The following is a 19314-nucleotide window of genomic DNA, read 5'->3' on the forward strand; positions in this document are numbered from 1 at the left end:
TCAATCGATTCATGCTAACAAAAAATCAACACTAACAATAGATGGGTTGTTGAAGCAATCTAACATTAATTTGACTTGGTGGAAGTGACTTATCTTATCTACGCTTATAATAACTGACAAATTGACCGAGCGCTTCTGCTCAAAGAGGGAATTTCTTATGGCGAATCGATTGACTACTCTTGTTTGTGCGGTTTCATTATCGTTAACCGCTCATTTCGCTCTTGCATCGCCAACAACCTTAGACCGCGTATTAACCCAAGGAAAACTCACCTGTGGCATCAGCACTGGTTTAGCTGGCTTTTCCGATGCCGATGCTAAAGGCCAGTGGCAAGGTTTGGATGTGGACTACTGTCGCGCTGTCGCGGCGGCAGTATTAGGCGATAAGAATAAAGTGGAGTACGTCCCTTTAACCGCTCGCGAACGCTTTAAAGCCATACAATCTGGACAAGTCGATGTGCTTTCTCGCAATACCACATGGACATTCGAGCGAGATACCACAATGGGGCTCAACTTTGTTGGCGTTAATTTTTATGATGGGCAAGGATTTATGGTTAATAAAAAGTCCGCCCTAACCCAAGTGAGCCAGCTTCATAATCAACCGATTTGTGTCCAATCAGAAACCACCACCAAATTGAATTTGGATGATTATTTTCGCCATCACGGTATGAGTTACCAACCCGTGGTTTTTGATACTGCAATACAAATCGCACGCGCCTTCAATGCAGGACGTTGCGTTGCCATCACCGGGGATCAATCTGGGCTGTATGCCTTGCGACTGAACTTAGCGAAACCAGACTCAGCCATTATTCTGCCAGAAATCATTTCCAAAGAGCCGCTTGGCCCCGTGATTCGCGAAGGCGATGACCGCTGGTTAAATATCACTCGCTGGACACTCGCTGCGATGATTAATGCTGAAGAGCTCGGCATTACTTCAGCTAATGTCGACCAACAGCTCAAATCGGCCAATCCTGAAATCAGGCGCTTGCTCGGTGTGGAAGGAGAAATAGGTCGTCCGCTGGGCCTCAGTAACGACTGGGCTTATCAAATCATTAAACAAGTAGGCAACTATAATGAGAGTTTCCAACGTAATGTCGGAGACGGTTCTCCTTTAGCGATACCACGTGGACTCAATGCATTGTGGAACGCCGGAGGAATTATGTATGCACCACCTATACGCTAAAAGTTTCTTATTATTACGTCTATTTTAACGTAGAATAAGCGTTACCTATTCACAAGCGCGAGCGTCTCGTTCTAGTATGAACAGCAAACCAAAGTAATATCGTGTTACAACTTGTTCACACTTAATTCGCGCTTTTTGATTATTATTCTCGTAAACAAAAATACAGTTATGGGATTGAAATAGTGAACTTTTCACCCCATTACTGTCTACATAGTTAACTACACCTTCTATGAGGAAGAGTATGAACAGTCCAATATATTCACGCACCTCGTCTTATGACAGTGCTCTACAAACCAACAAAGTGTTAAGAAACACCTACGCGCTACTCTCAATGACCTTATTATGGTCAGCTGTTGTCGCTGGGGTATCAATGGCAATGAACCTACCACGCCCGGGTTTGATTCTTATGCTGGTCGGTTTTTATGGTCTGTTATTTTTAACTGAGAAAAACCGTAACAACAGCCTTGGCCTTGTGTTTACGTTCTTATTTACTGGCTTCTTAGGTTATACGATTGGTCCAATCCTCAACATGTACATCGGTGCAGGTATGGGTGATGTGATCCTAACCGCCTTAGGCGGCACTGCCTTAGCCTTTATGGGTGCATCAGCGTATGCGCTAACCACCAAACGTGACCTCTCTTTCCTTGGTGGCGTACTGATGGCTGGTTTCGTGGTACTACTTATCGGTATTGTGGCAAACATCTTCCTACAAATGCCAATGCTGCACCTAGCAATGAGCGGAATGTTCGTGTTGTTTTCAACCGGTGTTATCTTGTTAACAACTCAGCAAATTGTTCGTGGTGGTGAAACTAACTACATCTCTGCGACCGTCAGCCTTTACGTTTCAATCTACAACCTATTCATCAGCTTGTTGACGATTCTTGGCATCATGCGCGATTAATCGCGACACAACTGAAATCACATTACCTAAAGGCCCGAAAGCTTGCTTTCGGGCCTTTGTTTTCTCTTGAGCAAAAACCAAGCCTCCATTACCCTATGCGCACTTTTCAATTTTGGCGAGAAACTGATGTTCGACTACAACGGTAAAAACATTGCAACCGATGCACAAGGGTATTTACTTGATCACACCCTTTGGGAAGAAGGAATGATAGAGATTCTAGCTAAAGAAGAGGGAATCCTGTTGAGTGATGCGCACTTAGAAGTAATCCATTTTGTTCGCCAATTTTATCTAGAATACCAAACCTCCCCCGCGATTCGTATGCTGGTTAAGGCGATGGAAAAAGCCCACGGACCGGAAAAAGGCAGCAGTAAATATCTGTTTAAACTGTTTCCGAAAGGGCCAGCCAAACAAGCGACCAAACTGGCCGGTCTACCTAAACCAGCGAAATGCTTATAATTCACTTTAACAAGGCTACGGAAGGCTGGCAGTGGCTCAGCCTCCCTCATAGGCTATAAAATCTGAAAATCCGATGGCACTGAATCGATGATGACTTGACTGCGCCTCACGTGTTCCACCCGTGCCGTTTTTGGCCCTTGTTGTAGCCACATAAAAAGCTGTTCAACCTGATCAGCTTGACCAACCGCCAGCACCTCAACCTCACCGCTAGGAAGGTTTTTCGCATAACCAAGCACACTTAGCTTCGATGCTTGTAAGGCGGTATGGTAACGAAAGCCAACCCCTTGTACTCTTCCCGACACGATAAACGTCTCGCTTATTAGGTTGTTCATACTCTCCTCCATTTCAAAGTCATTTCCAGTAGAGTATATCTCTCAGCGACTTGCCGTTGTAGGTAGATAACCATTTGGTAACCTTATAGAGGAAGAGGAAAATGAAGGATAGTTATCTCATGAATATCAATAGCGATATAAGTACTGTAAGTACTGAAGGTGAACGTATAGTTAATGCCGTAGCATTGATAAAGCAAAGTAATACTCTGATTTGCTTTTCACCCCAAGTTGCATGACAATGCCTGCCCATTTTTATTAATCTTTTTGAGTAGCGCAATGACTCCTGCAATCTATCTGGTCAAAGGTCGTGATAAATCTTTACGTCGTAAACATCCTTGGGTTTTTTCTCGTGGCATTAGCAAAGTTGAAGGCGATCCACAACTCGGTGAAACGGTCGATATTTACACGCATGATGGACAATGGTTAGCGAAAGCGGCTTACTCTCCCCACTCTCAAATTCGTGCTCGTGTATGGAGCTTTAACAATGAAAACATTGATAGTGATTTTTTTATCAAACGTATTCAGCAAGCTCAAAAACTGCGCGACGAACTGATTGGGCGTGACGGCGTCACTGGATATCGCCTAATTGCTGCGGAGTCGGATGGCTTGCCCGGTATCACGATTGATAAATATGATAACTATTTAGTCTGTCAGCTACTCAGTGCCGGTGCTGAATACCAAAAACCGCACTTGATCACGGCCCTTAAACACTGCTTTGCCAATTGTCATATTTATGAGCGTTCAGACGTTGCCGTGCGTAAGAAAGAAGGCTTAGAAGAGCGCGTTGGTGTATTGCACGGAGAAGTTCCACCAGAGGTGGTGGTGATTGAAGAAAATGGCATTAAAATCCGTGTTGATATTGTTGGTGGCCATAAAACTGGCTTTTATCTTGATCAACGCGATAGCCGTCAGCAATCGATGAAATACGTTAAAGATAAAGAGGTACTCAACTGCTTCTCTTATACTGGTGGCTTTGGGTTATACGCGTTAAAAGGTGGCGCTAAGCGGGTAATTAATGCTGATGTGTCACAACCTGCGCTCGATAATGCAAAAATGAATGCCGAGCTCAATGAATTTGATACTAGCAAAAAACGCGCAGTGTTTTTGAATGCCGATGTATTCAAACTGCTGCGCGAATACCGAGAGCAAGGCACGCAATTCGATGTGGTGATCATGGACCCACCGAAGTTTGCCGAGTCTAAAGCTCAACTGAACGGCGCTTGTCGTGGCTACAAAGACATTAATATGTTGGCGATGCAAATTTTAAAACCCGGTGGCACCCTACTCACTTATTCTTGCTCGGGTTTGATGGATCAAGTCCTGTTTCAAAAAATTATTGCCGATGCAGCGCTGGATGCCGGTCGCGATGTCAAGTTTATCGAACGCTTCGAACAAGCCGCCGATCATCCCGTTGACACGGCATACCCGGAAGGTTTTTATCTGAAAGGCTTTGCCTGCAAGGTTATCTAGACACCATAAAATAACGGCCTCTTTCGAGGCCATTATTTTTCCAATACCACTATACGCTATTACTTGTAGCTTAAGTCTGTCGCCTTACCTTTAAAAATCCGATAGACAACAAAGGTATAAAGCAAGATCATCGGCATAACAATCACTACCCCAATCCCCACCACTAACAAGCTGGCAGTAGACGCGGCTGATTCTTGCGCTGTCATCACACCGGGTACCACATCCGGAAAAAAGCTGTAAGCTAAACCAAGAAAGCTTAAAGCAAAGATCAACATTACCCCAAAGAATGGCCATTGAACGCCCATATCATTCTCTACGGGCACCCGTCTTAAATAACGATCAACCATAAAAATGGTTGCTAACACGACTAATGGCACCGGAGCCAACAGTAACATCTCAGGAAAACTGAACCAACGCTCAGCGACCATCGGATTAAATAACGGATTAACGACACTGACCGCTAGAATACCTAATGCCGCTAACCAACCCGCTCGGCGAGACCAACGTGCAGCGCGTTTTTGTAATTCACCTTCAGTTTTTAAAACTAACCATGCGCCACCAATGTACACGTAAGCCGCAGTGACACACAACGCGCTGAGCAGTGCAAAGGCATAAGCTTGAGTGGACTCTTCAAAACTCATCACATAGCGACCAATCATGTAGCCTTGAGTCAGTGCCGCGAGCAGTGAACCCGTTTTGAAGCACAAATCCCAATGATCTTTGTGATCAGCTTTCGCTTTGGCACGAAAATCGAACGCCACACCTCGCATAATCAAGGCGATCAGCATAATGGCAACTGGTATATAGAGTTCGGTGAGAATGTAACTATGCGCAGCTGGAAAGGCTATCAATAAGATACCGATACCTAATACTAGCCACGTTTCATTAGCGTCCCAAAAAGGGCCAATAGAAGCGATCATTCGGTCGCGTTGCTGCTCATTGTTACGCGGTAATAAAATACCAACCCCGAGATCATAACCATCAAGGACAGCATACATGAAGACACTAAAACCTAAGAGTAATAGGTAAATTTCTGGTAGATGCGCAATCATATTTATACCTTTTGCTCACTAGTCGTTACTGTTTCTGTGGATGATGAAAACTGTCTGGCTAAATAAAACAGGGTATGGATATAAGCCACTAATAAGACCGCATAGACAATTAAATACATCACTAATGACGTGGCTACGGAGCTACTCGCCACCGTCGTTACCGCGTCTGAGGTTCGTAGTACCCCTTGCACTAACCAAGGCTGACGACCAATTTCTGTCACATACCAACCCGCTAAAGTTGCTACCCAGCCGGAAAACGTCATCGCGACTAAAGTGTATAAGTAAGGTTTCGGTAATGATTGTTGGCGTAGCAATCGCCAAGCACCGTACCAACTCACCAATAGCATCAACATCCCGACTCCCACCATGATCCGAAAACCAAAGAATAAAGGCTTGACCGGCGGATGATCCGGCGCAAACTCATTTAAACCCTGAATCTCACCATTGAGATCATGAGTTAAAATCAAGCTCGCTAGTTTAGGGATCCCGACTTCAAAATGATTACTGCGCGTAACTTCATCAGGCCAAGCAAAGAGCAGTAATGGCGCACCTTGTTCAGTTTCCCAGACTCCTTCCATCGCAGCGATTTTCGCAGGCTGATGTTCAAGCGTATTTAAGCCATGTAAATCCCCGACCAAAATCTGCACCGGAATACCGATAGCAGCTAGGATAATCGCCACTTTCATGCCCACTTTCGCAGCATTAAGCTGTGAATTACGTAGATACTGATAAGCCGAGATCCCAGCGATAACGAAGCTAGCAGTAAGCAACGAAGCAAGCAGCATGTGGGCGAGACGATAAGGCATTGAAGGATTCAAAATCACTTCTTTCCAACTGGTTACATGTACAACACCGTCGATTAACTCATAACCCGTCGGCGTATGCATCCAACTATTGAGAACCAAAATCCAAAAAGCAGAAAGTGAAGTACCAATCGCAACCAGTACGGTAGCTAAGGTGTGTACCCATTCCGGAACACGACCCCGTCCAAACAACATCACACCAAGGAAGGTCGCTTCCATGAAGAAAGCGGTCATCACTTCATAACCCAGTAATGGTCCGGCAACATTACCGACTTTTTCCATAAAACCCGGCCAGTTGGTGCCAAATTGGAAACTCATGGTAATACCAGAGACAACCCCAAGAGCGAAGGTAAGCGCAAATACCTTGACCCAAAAATAGTACAAATCAAGCCATAATTGAGCTTGAGTACGAACAAAGCGCCACTTAAAAAACACCATAATCCATGCTAGTGCTATGGTGATGGTCGGAAATAAAATATGAAAACTAATATTGGCCGCAAACTGTATCCGCGACAACATGAGGGTATCTAACATCACGTATTCCTCAATCTAAAAAAACCGTAGGCAACGACACAACGATTATTAACTTACTTGTTAATTACGAGTTCTGCTCCGATTTAGTTTACTCGTGGTAAGTTTTATTCGTGCTGTTAGTGCCTGATAGGGTTGATTTCGATCGGTTCGATATAAAACACAAAGAAGTTTGATGTATATCAAAATTTTGCGGCATAACCGAGGCAAAAGGTGTATCGAATCGATGAGAATGATGACAAAAAGTGAATGAAGCATCGCTTGCGCAATAATCGTACGCTTATTGCGCTGGAGAGACAGGCCAATCAACCATATCAACAACATCAATACTGTGATGATCCGCTTCCCCCTGCCAACGACGAATGAAACTCAGCTCAGGATCGTATAAAGCGGTCTGCTTAGCCAAACCATTACTAGCCACAACTTGGAAACGTTGCTCTAAAGGCGTTAACGAAGGGAGCAGATAACAACAAGTCAACTGGTGACTGTTTTGCGCGGCTTGAGCCAGCAATGGGTTATCTGAGATCCGTAAATCATTGGTAAACCAATAAAGAGAACGTATGGACATAAAAAGTAACCGATGATTAAATTTCATATTGATACGCAAATCGAGGAGTTATCGATCGATTCAGCAATAAAAAAGGGCAGAAACTCTTCTGCCCTTTTTCCAACCGATAGTGGTGCGAGTTTAAAACTCCGCCGTTAGCTTAATATACACTTCATCTTTACCCAGCTTACTGTCTAAACCATGAGCATATCCAATATGAATGGGTAACGCATTGCCATATAAGATTATCGCATCAACTTGTAACTCAGCACCGATGCCCGTTAATGCGCTGTAGCTTTGTTGAGAATTCCAACTGGAACCAGAATCAACAAACGCGGTCGCAGAAATGTCACCCAAGCCAATTGGCCACAAACCCCAGTTTCGCTCAGCGCGATACAGCAAACGGCTTAGCTCAATACTTTGTGTGGCATATTGCTGGCCCACTTGCGCCGCAGAACCGTAACCGCGTAGTTTAAGCTCATTACGACCGTAAAGTTGTCCTTCGTCCCCCGTGTAACCACCAAGTTCAAAAGGTTTGGCTTTGGCATCGGCATAACCAACAGCCAAATGCGTTGTTAAGCGTAAACGTCCGGGCAAATCCCAGTTCGCTTGCCATTGTGCTTGCCACTTCTGTCCTGAGTAATCACCGTCAATGTTGGTTTCCCATACTAAGTCAGCGTAATGTCCCCAAGCGTAACCGGGAATATTCAATAAGCCTTCACGGTTATCCCATTGGATCGCACTACCGGCCAACCATTCATTACTTGCGTCCGCATAGTGAGAACCTTGAGGAGATTTGACCAACGCTTCTTTCTGCCAATAGGTTCCAACGCCAACGTTTAAGTGGTCATCAAACCCATGCCATAAATGGTTACGCTGCAGTGTAAAATCATCCTGACGAACAATACGATCATCTTTACCCGTTAATGCGTTAAATTTAAACTCATGCTCACGACTTAATGTCGCTTGCCAACGGTTATCGTATTGATAACCGAATTGATAAGCAGCCAGTGCATTTTTACTGTCCCACGCTGCCATGATCTCATATTGGTGGCGGCCCAATACATCGGAGCCACTAGTAGCAACACCAAATAACGATTGATTATTATCTGACTGCCAGACCGGCATCCAGTAACGTGGTGCTAACGTTGATAATGGCGAATATGCGATTGGCTGACTTTTCTCTGTCGCAGTGACCGTGGCTATCGGAGCCGCATTAACAGTTTTCGCTACCGGTAGCGTCGACAGCGCTATTTCAGCAAGTCCTTGAGTACTCGTCACACGGCGTAGATGGTAACCATCATGCTCATACGCTTGATAAACAATCCCTTCCGGCCCCGATTGTGGTGAAAATGCTCCACCGATTTCTGCGGTTAATTGTTCAATGATATTGCTTTGTAAATCAAGACGATAAATCTGATAACGCCCAGTATAATCGGCACTAAACAGTAAATCGCCTTGCGCAGTAAAGCTCAGTTGATGTTCGGTAGCCGCGGTTTCAGTCACCGCAATCCAGCTTTGCGTTATCGGATCAAAACGCATAATATTCCACGACTGAAAAGGTGCTTTCACGGCGGCATAAATATCACCGTTTGGTGATACAGCCATATCACCTAATACCCAATTGGGTTCACCCTGCCACAATTGCGTTTGCTTGCCGTTTAATTCGATTTGCCATAGCTCAGCCAGACCTTGTTGGTGACGGACCGCAAAAATGCTTTGCCCATCGTGACTCCAACGTGCTTGTACAAAACGTTGTTGCTCAGTTAACCGTAACCATTGACCATCAACATAACGATACAGATCATTAAAAACACGCCCATCGACATACGAATTGATTTGCGAAACCACTAGCCCTTGCGTCGGATGTGAGTCGATACTGGTTAAGCTTTTGGTACTGATCAGGCTCTGCCATTGACCACGTTTTGCATCCCATTGAGCAAGGTTAGCGCGATCGTCGCCATTTCGACGCCAAGCGAGTAATGTGTCATTGTCATGGGCTAACAAATACTCAAATGGCTGAGCGTCAAGCTCATGGTAAGTAAACGACGTATTCGAAGTCAGTTGATCAGCAAACTGCGTGTTCAAATCGGTACGAAACTCTTCCCAAAGTGCAAAAAAATCTTTTCCAAAAATGTGTCTGGCACTGAGATTTAAGAAAAGCCCCGGAACCAGATAGCCACTATAATCCGTTAAAAATGCCTGAACAGACTCTTCACCATAAGTTTTGGCTAGATACTGAACAAAATAAGCACCATACAAATAGTTACTACCAAGGGGCAAACGCTTATTCGCCACCACCACTTGTTCAATATCGGCTAACTCACCACTCGCCACTTCCATGCGCATCTGCATTGCAAAGTGGCTATTATGCAACCGCCCAACACCATGATCATTTTGGCTTTCCATATAGACCGCCAAACCTTCCAATAGCATCGAAGGGGTAAGAGCATGTGGGAATAAAAGAGGATGACGACCGACAATGCCTCGTCCGATGGTAACAGCACCATCACTCATTTCCATATGGATAATATGAGTATATTCATGACGGATCAGTAAATGCAGCCACTCATCATTACCTTCTAAACCATTCACATCGCTAGGTGGATTGATGATCAGACGTATCTGTGCATAAGGCAGTGGCGTTGCCCAGCCATTAGAGTAATCATAATCATCGACAAGTGTGAGATGAGTTCTCTCCACTGGCATTTGTGAAAACTGAGTCGCAAGCTCTTGATGAACCTGCTCCGCAATATCTAATGCGCGCGCTGCACTACTAGCAAGTTCACTGCGAAAATGCACGATAAAGTGCGCCGATTGCTGGGTTTGCCATACCTGCCCGGCTTGATCCCAAGCAACAGGCTCCGCCAACACATGAGGAGAATGAAGTCCAAGACAAGCCATCAGGCCCATAATCGGAGAAAGTGCAAATGTTTTCGACATAGTGAACAACGATCCTATCAATGATTAACAACGTCTATTATAAGAAGAAACATCAAAACCATTCCGTCTTGAAATGTATGGTTTTGTCTTAATCCTAACCAAGCTATGACCGTTTCAACACAGAAGATCTTGCTGAGAGACGACACTGAATGGCAGCTAATGATGATTACCAAAACAGGTAACGCACACTCCAACTCAACACTGGCTCGGTAAAATGCCTATCCATTTGATGATTAACGCCAACCTCTACTGTACTCACCCAATCGGATAAAAACGGCGTTTCCCATTCAACACTTAGGCCAACATCACGCCATGTACCAGAGACATGACGTAATGCTTGATTATGTTTATCTGCATAGCGAGACCAACCATTGATACTCCACTCATCATTAAGCTGATAGGAGCCATCAATCAGCCACTGCGCTCCAACGGCATTTGACCAATCCTTTTGCCATGCTAATGAGGCCGACAGTGATTCCGTAAATAGATAACCGATACGCAAACTGGAACCGACTCGTGACGATCCCTGCTCTTCGCTCAATAAGACAGGGCCGACAGTAAAATAAGCCTTGTCCGAATATGGCACAGGCAAAGCGATCCCCGCTTCTCCTCCCTGAGCAAAGAGCAGTCCAAATTCAGTCTCTTTTTCATAAGCGATACTCGGTGACCATTGCCATTTGGTTGATGAGTTCACCGCTGGACTATCAATACCAAAACTTGCACCAAGACTAAATTCATCACAACGAACAACGCTGACCCATAGGGTCAGCGTGAACACGACGATAGTTTGGTAACCTAGAATCATCGTTTTATTGAGCATCGGGTAGCCTTTTCTGACGGTAAACATCCTTCCACATCTGATCTTGATGATCACCCATCAGATGACAAATAATGCCTGAGCGTTTAAACAGATAAATGATGCCGACTGATAATGAACATAAGGTAAATATCAGCAAGAAATTATTCGGTAAGGTCGTTCCCATCTTCGCTGAAGCCCAAGTGAGTAGCGGTCCCCATAAGAAAATAAAAATCGACTTATGGAAAATAAACACGGTTAATGAGTACATGCCTATCCAATTGAGAGGACGCCAGCTTAAACGGATCCCAGCTTGATGCAGTGTTAAGATTAAACCAATCACTAGAAATTCCGTACCCCAGATCCCGAGACGACCAATAGTATCTTCTGCTAAAGCATGCTCTTCGGCATACACATCATGTAGATCAATCGTCGCCGCTTGACCATTTAAGAAATAGAGTGTTAAAGCCACCAACGCAACGCCCAAAACAAGTTTATTCAGCGCATCACGTTTTTCAGCGTAATGATGCCATACCCACCCATAGAGAAAACCAAAACATCCACTGGCCATAAACAGGTCTAACCGTGCATCCAACTCATAGCCTGGGTGTACATGGGTTTGCATCCATAGCTCAGCATGCTCAAGTAATGACGTTACCCCAAGCTGACTGACGACAGTACTCAATACGGTTAACACCAACATGCCGCGGATACCAAAAAAGGCGTAAACAATAGAGAAAAAAGCCAGTAACGTCATCCATAGCATGACTGGATAAAATGAAATTGCCTCACCAAAGTTAGGCGCAATAATAAAACCTTCAATATACAACACAAAAATAATGCTCAAAAATAGAGCCAGTTTTTTCACTAGTGTTGCCCGCATATGTTCAGATGATCGCGCCGAGAGATTAAACGCCGCTAACGCCAAATAGACTTGACTCACCCAAGGGATCAACCACGCTGAGACTTGACCGGTAAAACTGTCCATCGGGACAAGTTGCCCCAACATAGGTAAATGTGAACGATATAATGTCTCATAAAAATCGCTCTCTTTAGGAAAAAAATCCACATACCAATAGTTTAAATACCCCGTATAATGTTCAAAGATAGCCATAAAAATGACCAAACCGCGTAAAAAGTCGAGGCCGACTAAACGCGTACGGTTCTCATAGGGTTGTATAGAATTCATGGGACGATACTCGTACTATTAACGTATTGACCCGAACTATAGTTATTTACTTTTTGTGACACAACTCATGTTTTGTACGCTTATGTATGCAAGCCTTACACAGCGCCACATAATGTACCGTTTTGTCTGCTCCTATTGTATCCACGCTATTTTTAACTGATGATTCACTTATGAAAATTGTACTTATCGAAGACGATGTAAAGCTAGCAGAGCTGTTGACTAGCTATTTGGAAAATAATGAGTTTGAGGTTCATCTAGCTCATGATGGCCTGCAAGCAAGCAGCCTGATTTTGCAAGTTCAGCCTGACTTAGTGATTCTCGACCTGATGCTACCCGGTTTAGATGGTTTATCGATTTGTCGAGACATTCGTAACGACTACAAAGGAAAAATCGTCTTTTTAACCGCCAGTGACGATGACATCGACCATGTCGCCGCTCTTGAATTAGGTGCTGATGACTTTGTGAATAAACCGATTAAACCTCGGGTATTACTGGCGAGAATCCGCATGTTGCTGCGCCGCCAGCAACAAACCGAGTTACCACATCCAGACAATGATCATCAACTTCACTTTGGGCAGCTCAGTATCAATCACAAACTTCGTCAATGCTCTCTTGCCGGAGAAGATATTGTGCTCACCGACAGTGAATTTGACCTTTTGTGGTTACTGGCTAGTCATGCTGAGCAAGTACTTTCACGCGAGTATTTAGTCAAAGAAACCCGTGGTATTGAATACGATGGGCTTGATAGAACCATTGATAACAAAGTAGCTATTTTACGCCGTAAACTTGGGGATAGCTCCTCGGTCCCAAAACGTATCTTAACCTTACGTGGTAAAGGTTATTTATTTGTCCCAGAAAGCTGGTCATAAAGGGAGACTATGAAACGTCTTTATTTAGAGCTTTATCTTGCTCTTGTCGGTATTTTTATGTTCACTTTAGTCAGTTATGTCAGTATTAATGACTGGCTCTCTCCTGATCTTGATTTAGTCGCACGCAGCCAGCAAATTCAAAGTAGTCTTGAGCTTTTGGAGTTTGTGGCCGATCAGCATGGGGTTGACGTTGCCAAAGAAAAACTCAAAGCGATTGCCGATGCAAACTGGTTGATCATTGAGGCGCTGCCTGAAAACTCCCCTTTACTAACGGCTCAAGTTAAGGAGCGGCTGGCCAATCATGGGGTGTTTACCACCGACGACGATGGCTCTATATTTACCTTCAATCCGACCGATACCATCTATCACATCTATCGCGATCCAGAAGCTGAGATTTGGATTGCTTTAGATATCGAAGATTGGGTTATTTTTCTGGTTTTAATGGGTTGCTTTGCCGTATACAGCATGTTGATGATGAAGCTATTTATGTGGCGATTCAAACACCTCGAACAAGTTACTCAAGCCTTAGCCAAAGGTGACTTAAGTATCCGAGCAAAAGAGACAGGTTCCATGCGGTTGGGGACCCTAAATCGTAGCTTCAATGCCATGGCTGATAAAATCTCTCAGCTAATAGAAAGTCATAAAATGCTCACTAACGCGATTGCTCATGAGGTGCGCACCCCACTATTTCGCATTCAGTGCCAGCTTGATATGTTGCAAGATATGCCAGAACAAAAAGATAAATACATTGCTGGTATCGAAGATGATATCCATGAACTCGAAGAGATGATTAACGAACTGCTTCGCTTAGGAAAAATGGAAACCACGCCGTTAACCTTCATCAGCCTCGACCTAGCACAATGGCTACCAACGCAAATTGAAAAATGGCAAATTGAGTCACCAGTCCCCATTGAATTACAAGCGCCACAACTCTGGCCAATACCGTTAGTCGATAGTAATTTATTAAATCGCGCCATTTCCAACGTGGTACGTAATGCATCTCGCTATGCCAAACAACAAGTGAAAATCAGTATCAGCCATGATGATATCGATTGGAAAGTCACGATTGAAGACGATGGCCCGGGGATCCCCGAAGTACATTGGCCACACATTTTTAAACCATTTTATCGCGTCGGTTCTGCTCGAGATAAAGCCAGTGGTGGTTTTGGATTAGGATTAGCGATCGCTGAACAGATCGCTCGTCAACATCATGGGCATCTGATCGTCACCTCAAGCCATAATTTAGGTGGCGCTTGTTTTGAATTCAGTTTACCACTCGACATCAGTGAAGAGAGATAACAAAAAATCGTGAGAAGGAATCGCTCCCTTCTCACGACGTTTATTAAATTTGTTGGCTAATGATTACTGCACGACAACTGGTGGATGATGCTCAATCGCTTGTAAAAACTGACGTAACGTTGCATCGCTGCACTCTCGATAATGTTTATTATCCGGCTTACGGAAAAAAGCACCAATTTCGTTCTTACTAAACTCAAGGCCAACCTTCTGGAAAAGATCCAGTAAATCATCGGCCTGTAAATTTAACGCGATACGGAGTTTCTGCAACACCATATTGTTATTCAAATTTTCTTCTAGCTTTGGCGCTTGGCCTTCACGCTTACCACGTTTGAGGTTAATCAAACCATTTAAAAAACTCGCTAATTGTGAGTCACTCAGTTCAGCAAACTCTGATGCTTGTGGCTTGCTCAGCCAAGAGGCGAATTGTGCTGGTGTCGTCTCATTATCCGCGAGATGAAAAATCTCTAATAGATTTTGGTCGTTAAAAGCAAACGTCGTGCGCAAAGCGCAGAAAATATCATTATTGGTCAAAGTTTTTCCTAGTCTTAGGTACTCCAGCGCTATCAACTTGATCGCTGGCAGACCGCCACTTTAGCAGACCTGCCCATGATCCCCAATCAATAAACCGGTTAACGAGGTTTATATTGAGTCGGGCAGTAACCACGATCAACTTCAGGTGGCCGTAATTTAAGATGTTTGGTTTCTCGACCACTGACTCTGGCTCGCCATCGTTTAAAACTGCGTGACGCCAAATTACGCCGCATCAAAGTGATAACTTGTGCTTCAGTTAAACCAAATTGATGATAAATCGCCTCAAAAGGCGTTCTATCTTCCCATGCCATTTCAATAATTCTTGAATACTCATCACCAAAAAACATGCTATCGCCCTATTCTTTTTATGAAAATACTCAGCGTAGTACGTTGTCTAAAACAGGATGGATGCTTTTCAAAAATAAAATTTCCCGTTATTACTCTCTATCCCGTTCCCCTAGGCACTCAGCCGAAAAAAGTATCGTTCAGTGGGGTGATATCCCACCAATCAAACATGTCCCTTAATCGGCTGAGCGTTGCTGATAATTTTAAAAAACTTCATCGTATCGACTTATCGATTGTCCGATATATTAAAATAAGCGACCTCTTTTTTAAGTTCGTTGGCTAAACGATTTAGCTCATGGCCCGCTTTTTCATTGGTTGCCATCAATTGGATAGACTCACTCGACATGGATGAGATTTGCCCCATCGCTGAGACCACTTCACCAACCACAGCAACTTGATCATCTGTGGCTGAAACCACTTCTCGAATCCGATGAAGCGTATCTTTCGCTTGTTTTTCTATATTGATGAGCAGGTCGCTGGCTTGTGCTGTTTTTTGGTTACCCTCTTCGACCTGAGGTTGTGTCGCTTGCATTGCCTTAACGCTAATCGCGGTTTGAGACTGCACCTCACTGATCAATGATTCAATTTGCGAGGTAGCTTCACCGGTACGCTTAGCTAATTGACGCACTTCATCAGCCACTACAGCAAATCCTCGACCCGATTCTCCTGCTCGTGCAGCCTCAATCGCAGCATTCAATGCGAGCAGATTGGTTTGTTCTGAAATACCACTGATCACATTTAATATTCCACCAATATCTTTGGTCTTTGCTTCAAGTAACTTGACTTGTTCAACGGTTGAGTTAACCGTAAGAGCAATTTTTTCCATTTGTTTCGCGACCGAGAAGACTAATTCGCGTCCGTGATGAGCATTATCTGTCGTCATGACCGAATTACTTTCGGTTTGTTTAGCAATATCAGCAATTTGATCAATCGTATGACGCATATCTTCTAATCGGGCAAGGGTATCTGCCGTTAAATGAGATTGTTGTTTGGCCGAATTCAATACTCGACTCGAGCCGTCAGAAACCTCCGAAACTTGGCCAACGATCTTAGTTGAAGCTTGAACAATATTACTGACGATAGCGGTTAAAGTTAATGACATACCCGACAACGAATCGAAAATACTGTCTTTCGCTCTTTGCCCGTAGCGGTGAGTTAAATCACCTTTTGATAAGCGTTTAATTGCCAATTGCGCTTCATATGGCTCACCACCCAATGATTGACGAAAGCTTCTCTCAATGACGATAGCGACGAGTAATGAAATCACGATCGCCACTCCCGATAGCAGCAGCATTAAGTTTTGAAAACCACTCGCTTGCTCACGCGCTGCAGGTGTCATTTGTTGATTCAATTCCTCTTGATAATCAATAAACTGATTGATGCTATTCAACCATTCAACAAATGCCGGACGAACCTGATCTAATAACGTTACATTCGCATTAATGTCTCTTTTCTTATCATTAATGATCGATTGCACCATGGGTAAGGTTTTCTGCTGGATTTGTTCGATATTACGTAAAATGGACTGCTCTTTGGGTGTAAATATCACGCCACTGGCAATCATTTTTTGCATGTTATTTTCAGAGTCTTGATAAAAACGCGCTAAGTTTTTTATTTCATTTTCTAGGGCGTTGAGTTCCGCATTATTTCGTGCAATCGCGACATCTCTGATCGCAATTGCGCGATCATGTACACTACCGCGATAGTTAATCGCATAACGCTGTTTGAGTGAGTTCACGTCGGTGATTTGTGACAAAGTATCGTCAATTAAGTTTACTTTCTGAATACCGAGTATCGTTAACAGCAACATTAAACAGACTAAAATGCCAAAGCCCAGTGCAAGTCGCGTTTTTACTTTCCATTGAGACATAAAGTCCATGGCTTCCTCCAAAAATAAGTATCAATAAATTATTAGTATTTCTTGTTATTAAGCTTGCTGATATTTAATGCAAAAAATAGGCTAAATAGGGTCAACACACCGATGTATCAGACGTTCAGACAAAACAGTTTTTACTGTGCCGTATGCCGAATCAGCGCTGAACAGGTTGTACGTAACGCAAACTAAAAAGACCACTTTAGTCTGATTAGATATAGTGAAATAAAGGGGTCTTCGCTAATAGAATCTACGTATTAATTTGATAGGAAAAAGTAATAATTAACCACTCTGTTTTCTACTGTGCACTTTAACTTATCATCAAAGCGAGCGATTAGACTCGATACTTATTGATTCAACGCTCAATTTTCAAACATTCTGTAACATCGTCGTCATCTAAAAGAGAAATAATCCAGCGTATTCTCGGTATTTTACTACTCAAACACGGCAGTGATAGCGAGAGCCTCTTTCTAACGGTGGTTATCATTATGTTTAAATTAAACCAGTTCAACATTAGTACTCGCTTATTTTGCTTAAGTGCCTTACCCATCATCAGCTTACTGATCGCACTTGGACTCTCATTTGAGGCCGCTCAGGAAAAAGACCGGCAATTCACGCGGCTTTATCAACAACATCTACTACCACTGAGTGATATTTTGGCGACCCACTCTTTACTGAGACAAGAAGGTTTAGATGACTTAAGACGCTATCGCACCGGCTGGGCAAGTCAAAAAGATACCGTAGAAAAAATAGAACAGTTAATAAACCAAGTGGAAACTCACTGGACAGCTTATCAACGGACGCAAAGCGGTGTGCTCGACCCATTAAGTCAACAAGCGGATGAGCAATTGCAAAAAGCTATCGAACTTTATCAGCAGTGGATATCAAGGGCAGGCAGTGATGCAATTATGATCCGAATTCTCAACGAATCAACGTTTGGTAATGAAATTAATCAAGTATTGGTTCCGCTCGGTGACACACTGAATCAATTAGTTAACCAGCAAATTAGTAAAGCCGATGACGTTCAACAAGAAGCAACGCTCTTGACGGCTAGAATGATGCATTTTTATCTCTTTGGTGGAGCCGCTTGGGTTATCTTGCTCACGGCATTCGGCTGGTTGATCCAACGATCCATTCAGCAACCATTACGCCAATTACGTAATAGCATTCAATACCTTGCTCATTCTTCTAATCTAACAACACAAGTAACGGTGCAAGGAAAAGATGAAGTCGCACAAACCGCGCAAGCGCTCAATACTATGGTTAATAATTTCTGTCACTTGATCATCGAAATTGAAAATAAAAGTGTCGATTTACACCAAAATGCTCAATGTATGCTCGCGGTAAGCGAAACGGTTGAGGACAAAGCCAACACTCAAAGTCGACAAACCGCAAGCGTCACAAAAGCGATGGATGAAATGGAGCAAACCATTCATGCAGTCGGTGAACACACACAATATGCGCAAACCGTGATTGCCCAAGCGGAAGCATTGAGTTCACAAGGAACGAATACCGTACAAAAAGCCAGTACTGGAATAAAAAGCTTAGCAAAATCGATCGATGACTCAGCACAAATCATTCGCCATCTGCATAAAGAATCTACCGAAATATCCCAAGTATTAACCGTCATCCAGACCATTGCTGAACAAACGAATTTATTAGCTCTCAATGCCGCAATTGAAGCGGCACGAGCGGGTGAAGCCGGTCGTGGATTTGCTGTCGTCGCCGATGAAGTACGTAATTTATCAGGCAATACTGAACAAGCTACCCGTTCGATTAACGATGTGCTTTCTCGATTACAAAAAGGCGCTAATGACGCGGTCACGGCGATGCAATCGGCAAATCAACAAGCTTTAGCCAGTGTTGAATTTTCGGAACACTCTGAACAGGTCCTTAAACACATTCGTCAAGCCTTTGAAGAAGTTGCTCAGGTTAACCAATCGATCACCACGGCTAGCCATCAACAAGCCAGTGTCGCAAAGCAGACTAAAAGTATTATTTATCAGCTCGGTCAAGAAACTCATGGGCTAGAACAACAAGCAACACAAGCAAGAACGGTCAGTGAGCGGTTAAGTGATGCTTCTCAACAGCTTGGAGAAAAAGTACAGCATTTTACCACCGTATAGGAATGCTGGGGGAGCTTTTGACACTTTGGTCTTGATTCGCAAAGAACAATACCTTCAAGTACGATATCGTA

At 43.7% G+C, this 19314-nt stretch carries 17 protein-coding genes; 7 read left to right on the forward strand and 10 right to left on the reverse strand.

The window, feature by feature from the left end:
* Nucleotides 1–157 precede the first annotated feature (157 nt).
* From BSR11_RS04020 to BSR11_RS04030, 3 genes are all read left to right on the forward strand, one after another.
* Nucleotides 158–1180 (forward strand): amino acid ABC transporter substrate-binding protein, encoded by a 1023-nt coding sequence (locus BSR11_RS04020; RefSeq protein ID WP_072669190.1) that lies wholly within the window; start codon nt 158–160, stop codon nt 1178–1180.
* Nucleotides 1181–1421: 241 nt separating this feature from the next.
* Nucleotides 1422–2081, forward strand: a complete 660-nt coding sequence (locus tag BSR11_RS04025) for a Bax inhibitor-1/YccA family protein (protein WP_072669191.1) — start codon at nt 1422–1424, stop codon at nt 2079–2081.
* A gap of 126 nt (nt 2082–2207) precedes the next feature.
* Nucleotides 2208–2537 carry a TusE/DsrC/DsvC family sulfur relay protein gene (locus BSR11_RS04030; RefSeq protein ID WP_072669192.1) on the forward strand — a complete coding sequence of 110 codons (330 nt, stop codon included), beginning with the start codon at nt 2208–2210 and terminating at the stop codon, nt 2535–2537.
* Nucleotides 2538–2590: 53 nt separating this feature from the next.
* Here BSR11_RS04030 and yccX read toward each other — a convergent pair whose 3' ends face one another.
* A complete protein-coding gene (gene yccX, locus BSR11_RS04035) occupies nt 2591–2869 on the reverse strand; it encodes an acylphosphatase (protein ID WP_072669193.1) in 279 nt (92 codons plus the stop codon).
* 276 nt (nt 2870–3145) lie between these two features.
* Here yccX and BSR11_RS04040 point away from each other — a divergent pair, with 276 nt between their 5' ends.
* Nucleotides 3146–4339: a class I SAM-dependent methyltransferase gene (locus tag BSR11_RS04040; protein ID WP_072669194.1), complete on the forward strand. Its 1194-nt coding sequence runs from the start codon at nt 3146–3148 to the stop codon at nt 4337–4339.
* Between the two features lie 59 nt (nt 4340–4398).
* Here BSR11_RS04040 and BSR11_RS04045 read toward each other — a convergent pair whose 3' ends face one another.
* From BSR11_RS04045 to BSR11_RS04070, 6 genes are all read right to left on the reverse strand, one after another.
* Nucleotides 4399–5391: a cytochrome d ubiquinol oxidase subunit II gene (locus BSR11_RS04045; RefSeq protein ID WP_072669195.1), complete on the reverse strand. Its 993-nt coding sequence runs from the start codon at nt 5389–5391 to the stop codon at nt 4399–4401.
* 2 nt (nt 5392–5393) lie between these two features.
* A complete protein-coding gene (locus BSR11_RS04050; protein WP_072669196.1) occupies nt 5394–6728 on the reverse strand; it encodes a cytochrome ubiquinol oxidase subunit I in 1335 nt (444 codons plus the stop codon).
* Between the two features lie 277 nt (nt 6729–7005).
* Nucleotides 7006–7293, reverse strand: a complete 288-nt coding sequence (locus tag BSR11_RS17610) for a deoxyribodipyrimidine photo-lyase (RefSeq protein ID WP_419796192.1) — start codon at nt 7291–7293, stop codon at nt 7006–7008.
* A 120-nt stretch (nt 7294–7413) separates the two neighbouring features.
* Nucleotides 7414–10215 carry a TolB gene (locus BSR11_RS04060; protein ID WP_072669198.1) on the reverse strand — a complete coding sequence of 934 codons (2802 nt, stop codon included), beginning with the start codon at nt 10213–10215 and terminating at the stop codon, nt 7414–7416.
* 166 nt (nt 10216–10381) lie between these two features.
* Nucleotides 10382–11035: a hypothetical protein gene (locus tag BSR11_RS04065; RefSeq protein WP_072669199.1), complete on the reverse strand. Its 654-nt coding sequence runs from the start codon at nt 11033–11035 to the stop codon at nt 10382–10384.
* Nucleotides 11025–12200 (reverse strand): hypothetical protein, encoded by a 1176-nt coding sequence (locus tag BSR11_RS04070; RefSeq protein WP_072669200.1) that lies wholly within the window; start codon nt 12198–12200, stop codon nt 11025–11027. The genes BSR11_RS04065 and BSR11_RS04070 overlap by 11 nt, the downstream gene beginning before the upstream one ends.
* Nucleotides 12201–12370: 170 nt before the next feature.
* Between BSR11_RS04070 and BSR11_RS04075 the strand changes: the two genes are divergently transcribed.
* Complete coding sequence (locus BSR11_RS04075; protein WP_072669201.1) at nt 12371–13069, forward strand: response regulator; 699 nt, start codon at nt 12371–12373, stop codon at nt 13067–13069.
* A 9-nt stretch (nt 13070–13078) separates the two neighbouring features.
* Entirely contained in the window at nt 13079–14368 is a 1290-nt protein-coding gene (locus BSR11_RS04080; RefSeq protein ID WP_072669202.1) for an ATP-binding protein, read from the forward strand.
* Between the two features lie 63 nt (nt 14369–14431).
* Here the strand turns inward: BSR11_RS04080 and BSR11_RS04085 are convergent, their stop codons facing one another.
* From BSR11_RS04085 to BSR11_RS04095, 3 genes are all read right to left on the reverse strand, one after another.
* Complete coding sequence (locus tag BSR11_RS04085) at nt 14432–14899, reverse strand: YehS family protein (RefSeq protein ID WP_072669203.1); 468 nt, start codon at nt 14897–14899, stop codon at nt 14432–14434.
* 98 nt (nt 14900–14997) lie between these two features.
* Entirely contained in the window at nt 14998–15246 is a 249-nt protein-coding gene (locus tag BSR11_RS04090) for a TIGR03643 family protein (protein ID WP_072669204.1), read from the reverse strand.
* A gap of 224 nt (nt 15247–15470) precedes the next feature.
* Nucleotides 15471–17123 carry a methyl-accepting chemotaxis protein gene (locus BSR11_RS04095; protein WP_072669205.1) on the reverse strand — a complete coding sequence of 551 codons (1653 nt, stop codon included), beginning with the start codon at nt 17121–17123 and terminating at the stop codon, nt 15471–15473.
* Between the two features lie 482 nt (nt 17124–17605).
* On the opposite strand from BSR11_RS04095, the gene BSR11_RS04100 reads away from it, so the two are divergent.
* Entirely contained in the window at nt 17606–19243 is a 1638-nt protein-coding gene (locus BSR11_RS04100; RefSeq protein WP_072669206.1) for a methyl-accepting chemotaxis protein, read from the forward strand.
* The last annotated feature ends 71 nt before the right edge of the window (nt 19244–19314 follow it).

Source organism: Vibrio injensis, from assembly GCF_001895205.1.
Taxonomy (GTDB): Bacteria; Pseudomonadota; Gammaproteobacteria; order Enterobacterales; family Vibrionaceae; genus Vibrio; species Vibrio injensis.

What these genes read in the sequence shown, in the direction of transcription:
- BSR11_RS04050 (WP_072669196.1), bottom strand. Translation starts at nt 6,728, where the DNA reads ATGTTAGATACCCTCATGTTGTCGCGGATACAGTTTGCGGCCAATATT.
- BSR11_RS04065 (WP_072669199.1), bottom strand. Translation starts at nt 11,035, where the DNA reads ATGCTCAATAAAACGATGATTCTAGGTTACCAAACTATCGTCGTGTTC.
- yccX (WP_072669193.1), bottom strand. Translation starts at nt 2,869, where the DNA reads ATGAACAACCTAATAAGCGAGACGTTTATCGTGTCGGGAAGAGTACAA.
- BSR11_RS04025 (WP_072669191.1), top strand. Translation starts at nt 1,422, where the DNA reads ATGAACAGTCCAATATATTCACGCACCTCGTCTTATGACAGTGCTCTA.
- BSR11_RS04080 (WP_072669202.1), top strand. Translation starts at nt 13,079, where the DNA reads ATGAAACGTCTTTATTTAGAGCTTTATCTTGCTCTTGTCGGTATTTTT.
- BSR11_RS04090 (WP_072669204.1), bottom strand. Translation starts at nt 15,246, where the DNA reads ATGTTTTTTGGTGATGAGTATTCAAGAATTATTGAAATGGCATGGGAA.
- BSR11_RS04060 (WP_072669198.1), bottom strand. Translation starts at nt 10,215, where the DNA reads ATGTCGAAAACATTTGCACTTTCTCCGATTATGGGCCTGATGGCTTGT.
- BSR11_RS04070 (WP_072669200.1), bottom strand. Translation starts at nt 12,200, where the DNA reads ATGAATTCTATACAACCCTATGAGAACCGTACGCGTTTAGTCGGCCTC.
- BSR11_RS04040 (WP_072669194.1), top strand. Translation starts at nt 3,146, where the DNA reads ATGACTCCTGCAATCTATCTGGTCAAAGGTCGTGATAAATCTTTACGT.
- BSR11_RS04030 (WP_072669192.1), top strand. Translation starts at nt 2,208, where the DNA reads ATGTTCGACTACAACGGTAAAAACATTGCAACCGATGCACAAGGGTAT.
- BSR11_RS17610 (WP_419796192.1), bottom strand. Translation starts at nt 7,293, where the DNA reads ATGTCCATACGTTCTCTTTATTGGTTTACCAATGATTTACGGATCTCA.
- BSR11_RS04100 (WP_072669206.1), top strand. Translation starts at nt 17,606, where the DNA reads ATGTTTAAATTAAACCAGTTCAACATTAGTACTCGCTTATTTTGCTTA.
- BSR11_RS04045 (WP_072669195.1), bottom strand. Translation starts at nt 5,391, where the DNA reads ATGATTGCGCATCTACCAGAAATTTACCTATTACTCTTAGGTTTTAGT.
- BSR11_RS04020 (WP_072669190.1), top strand. Translation starts at nt 158, where the DNA reads ATGGCGAATCGATTGACTACTCTTGTTTGTGCGGTTTCATTATCGTTA.
- BSR11_RS04095 (WP_072669205.1), bottom strand. Translation starts at nt 17,123, where the DNA reads ATGGACTTTATGTCTCAATGGAAAGTAAAAACGCGACTTGCACTGGGC.
- BSR11_RS04075 (WP_072669201.1), top strand. Translation starts at nt 12,371, where the DNA reads ATGAAAATTGTACTTATCGAAGACGATGTAAAGCTAGCAGAGCTGTTG.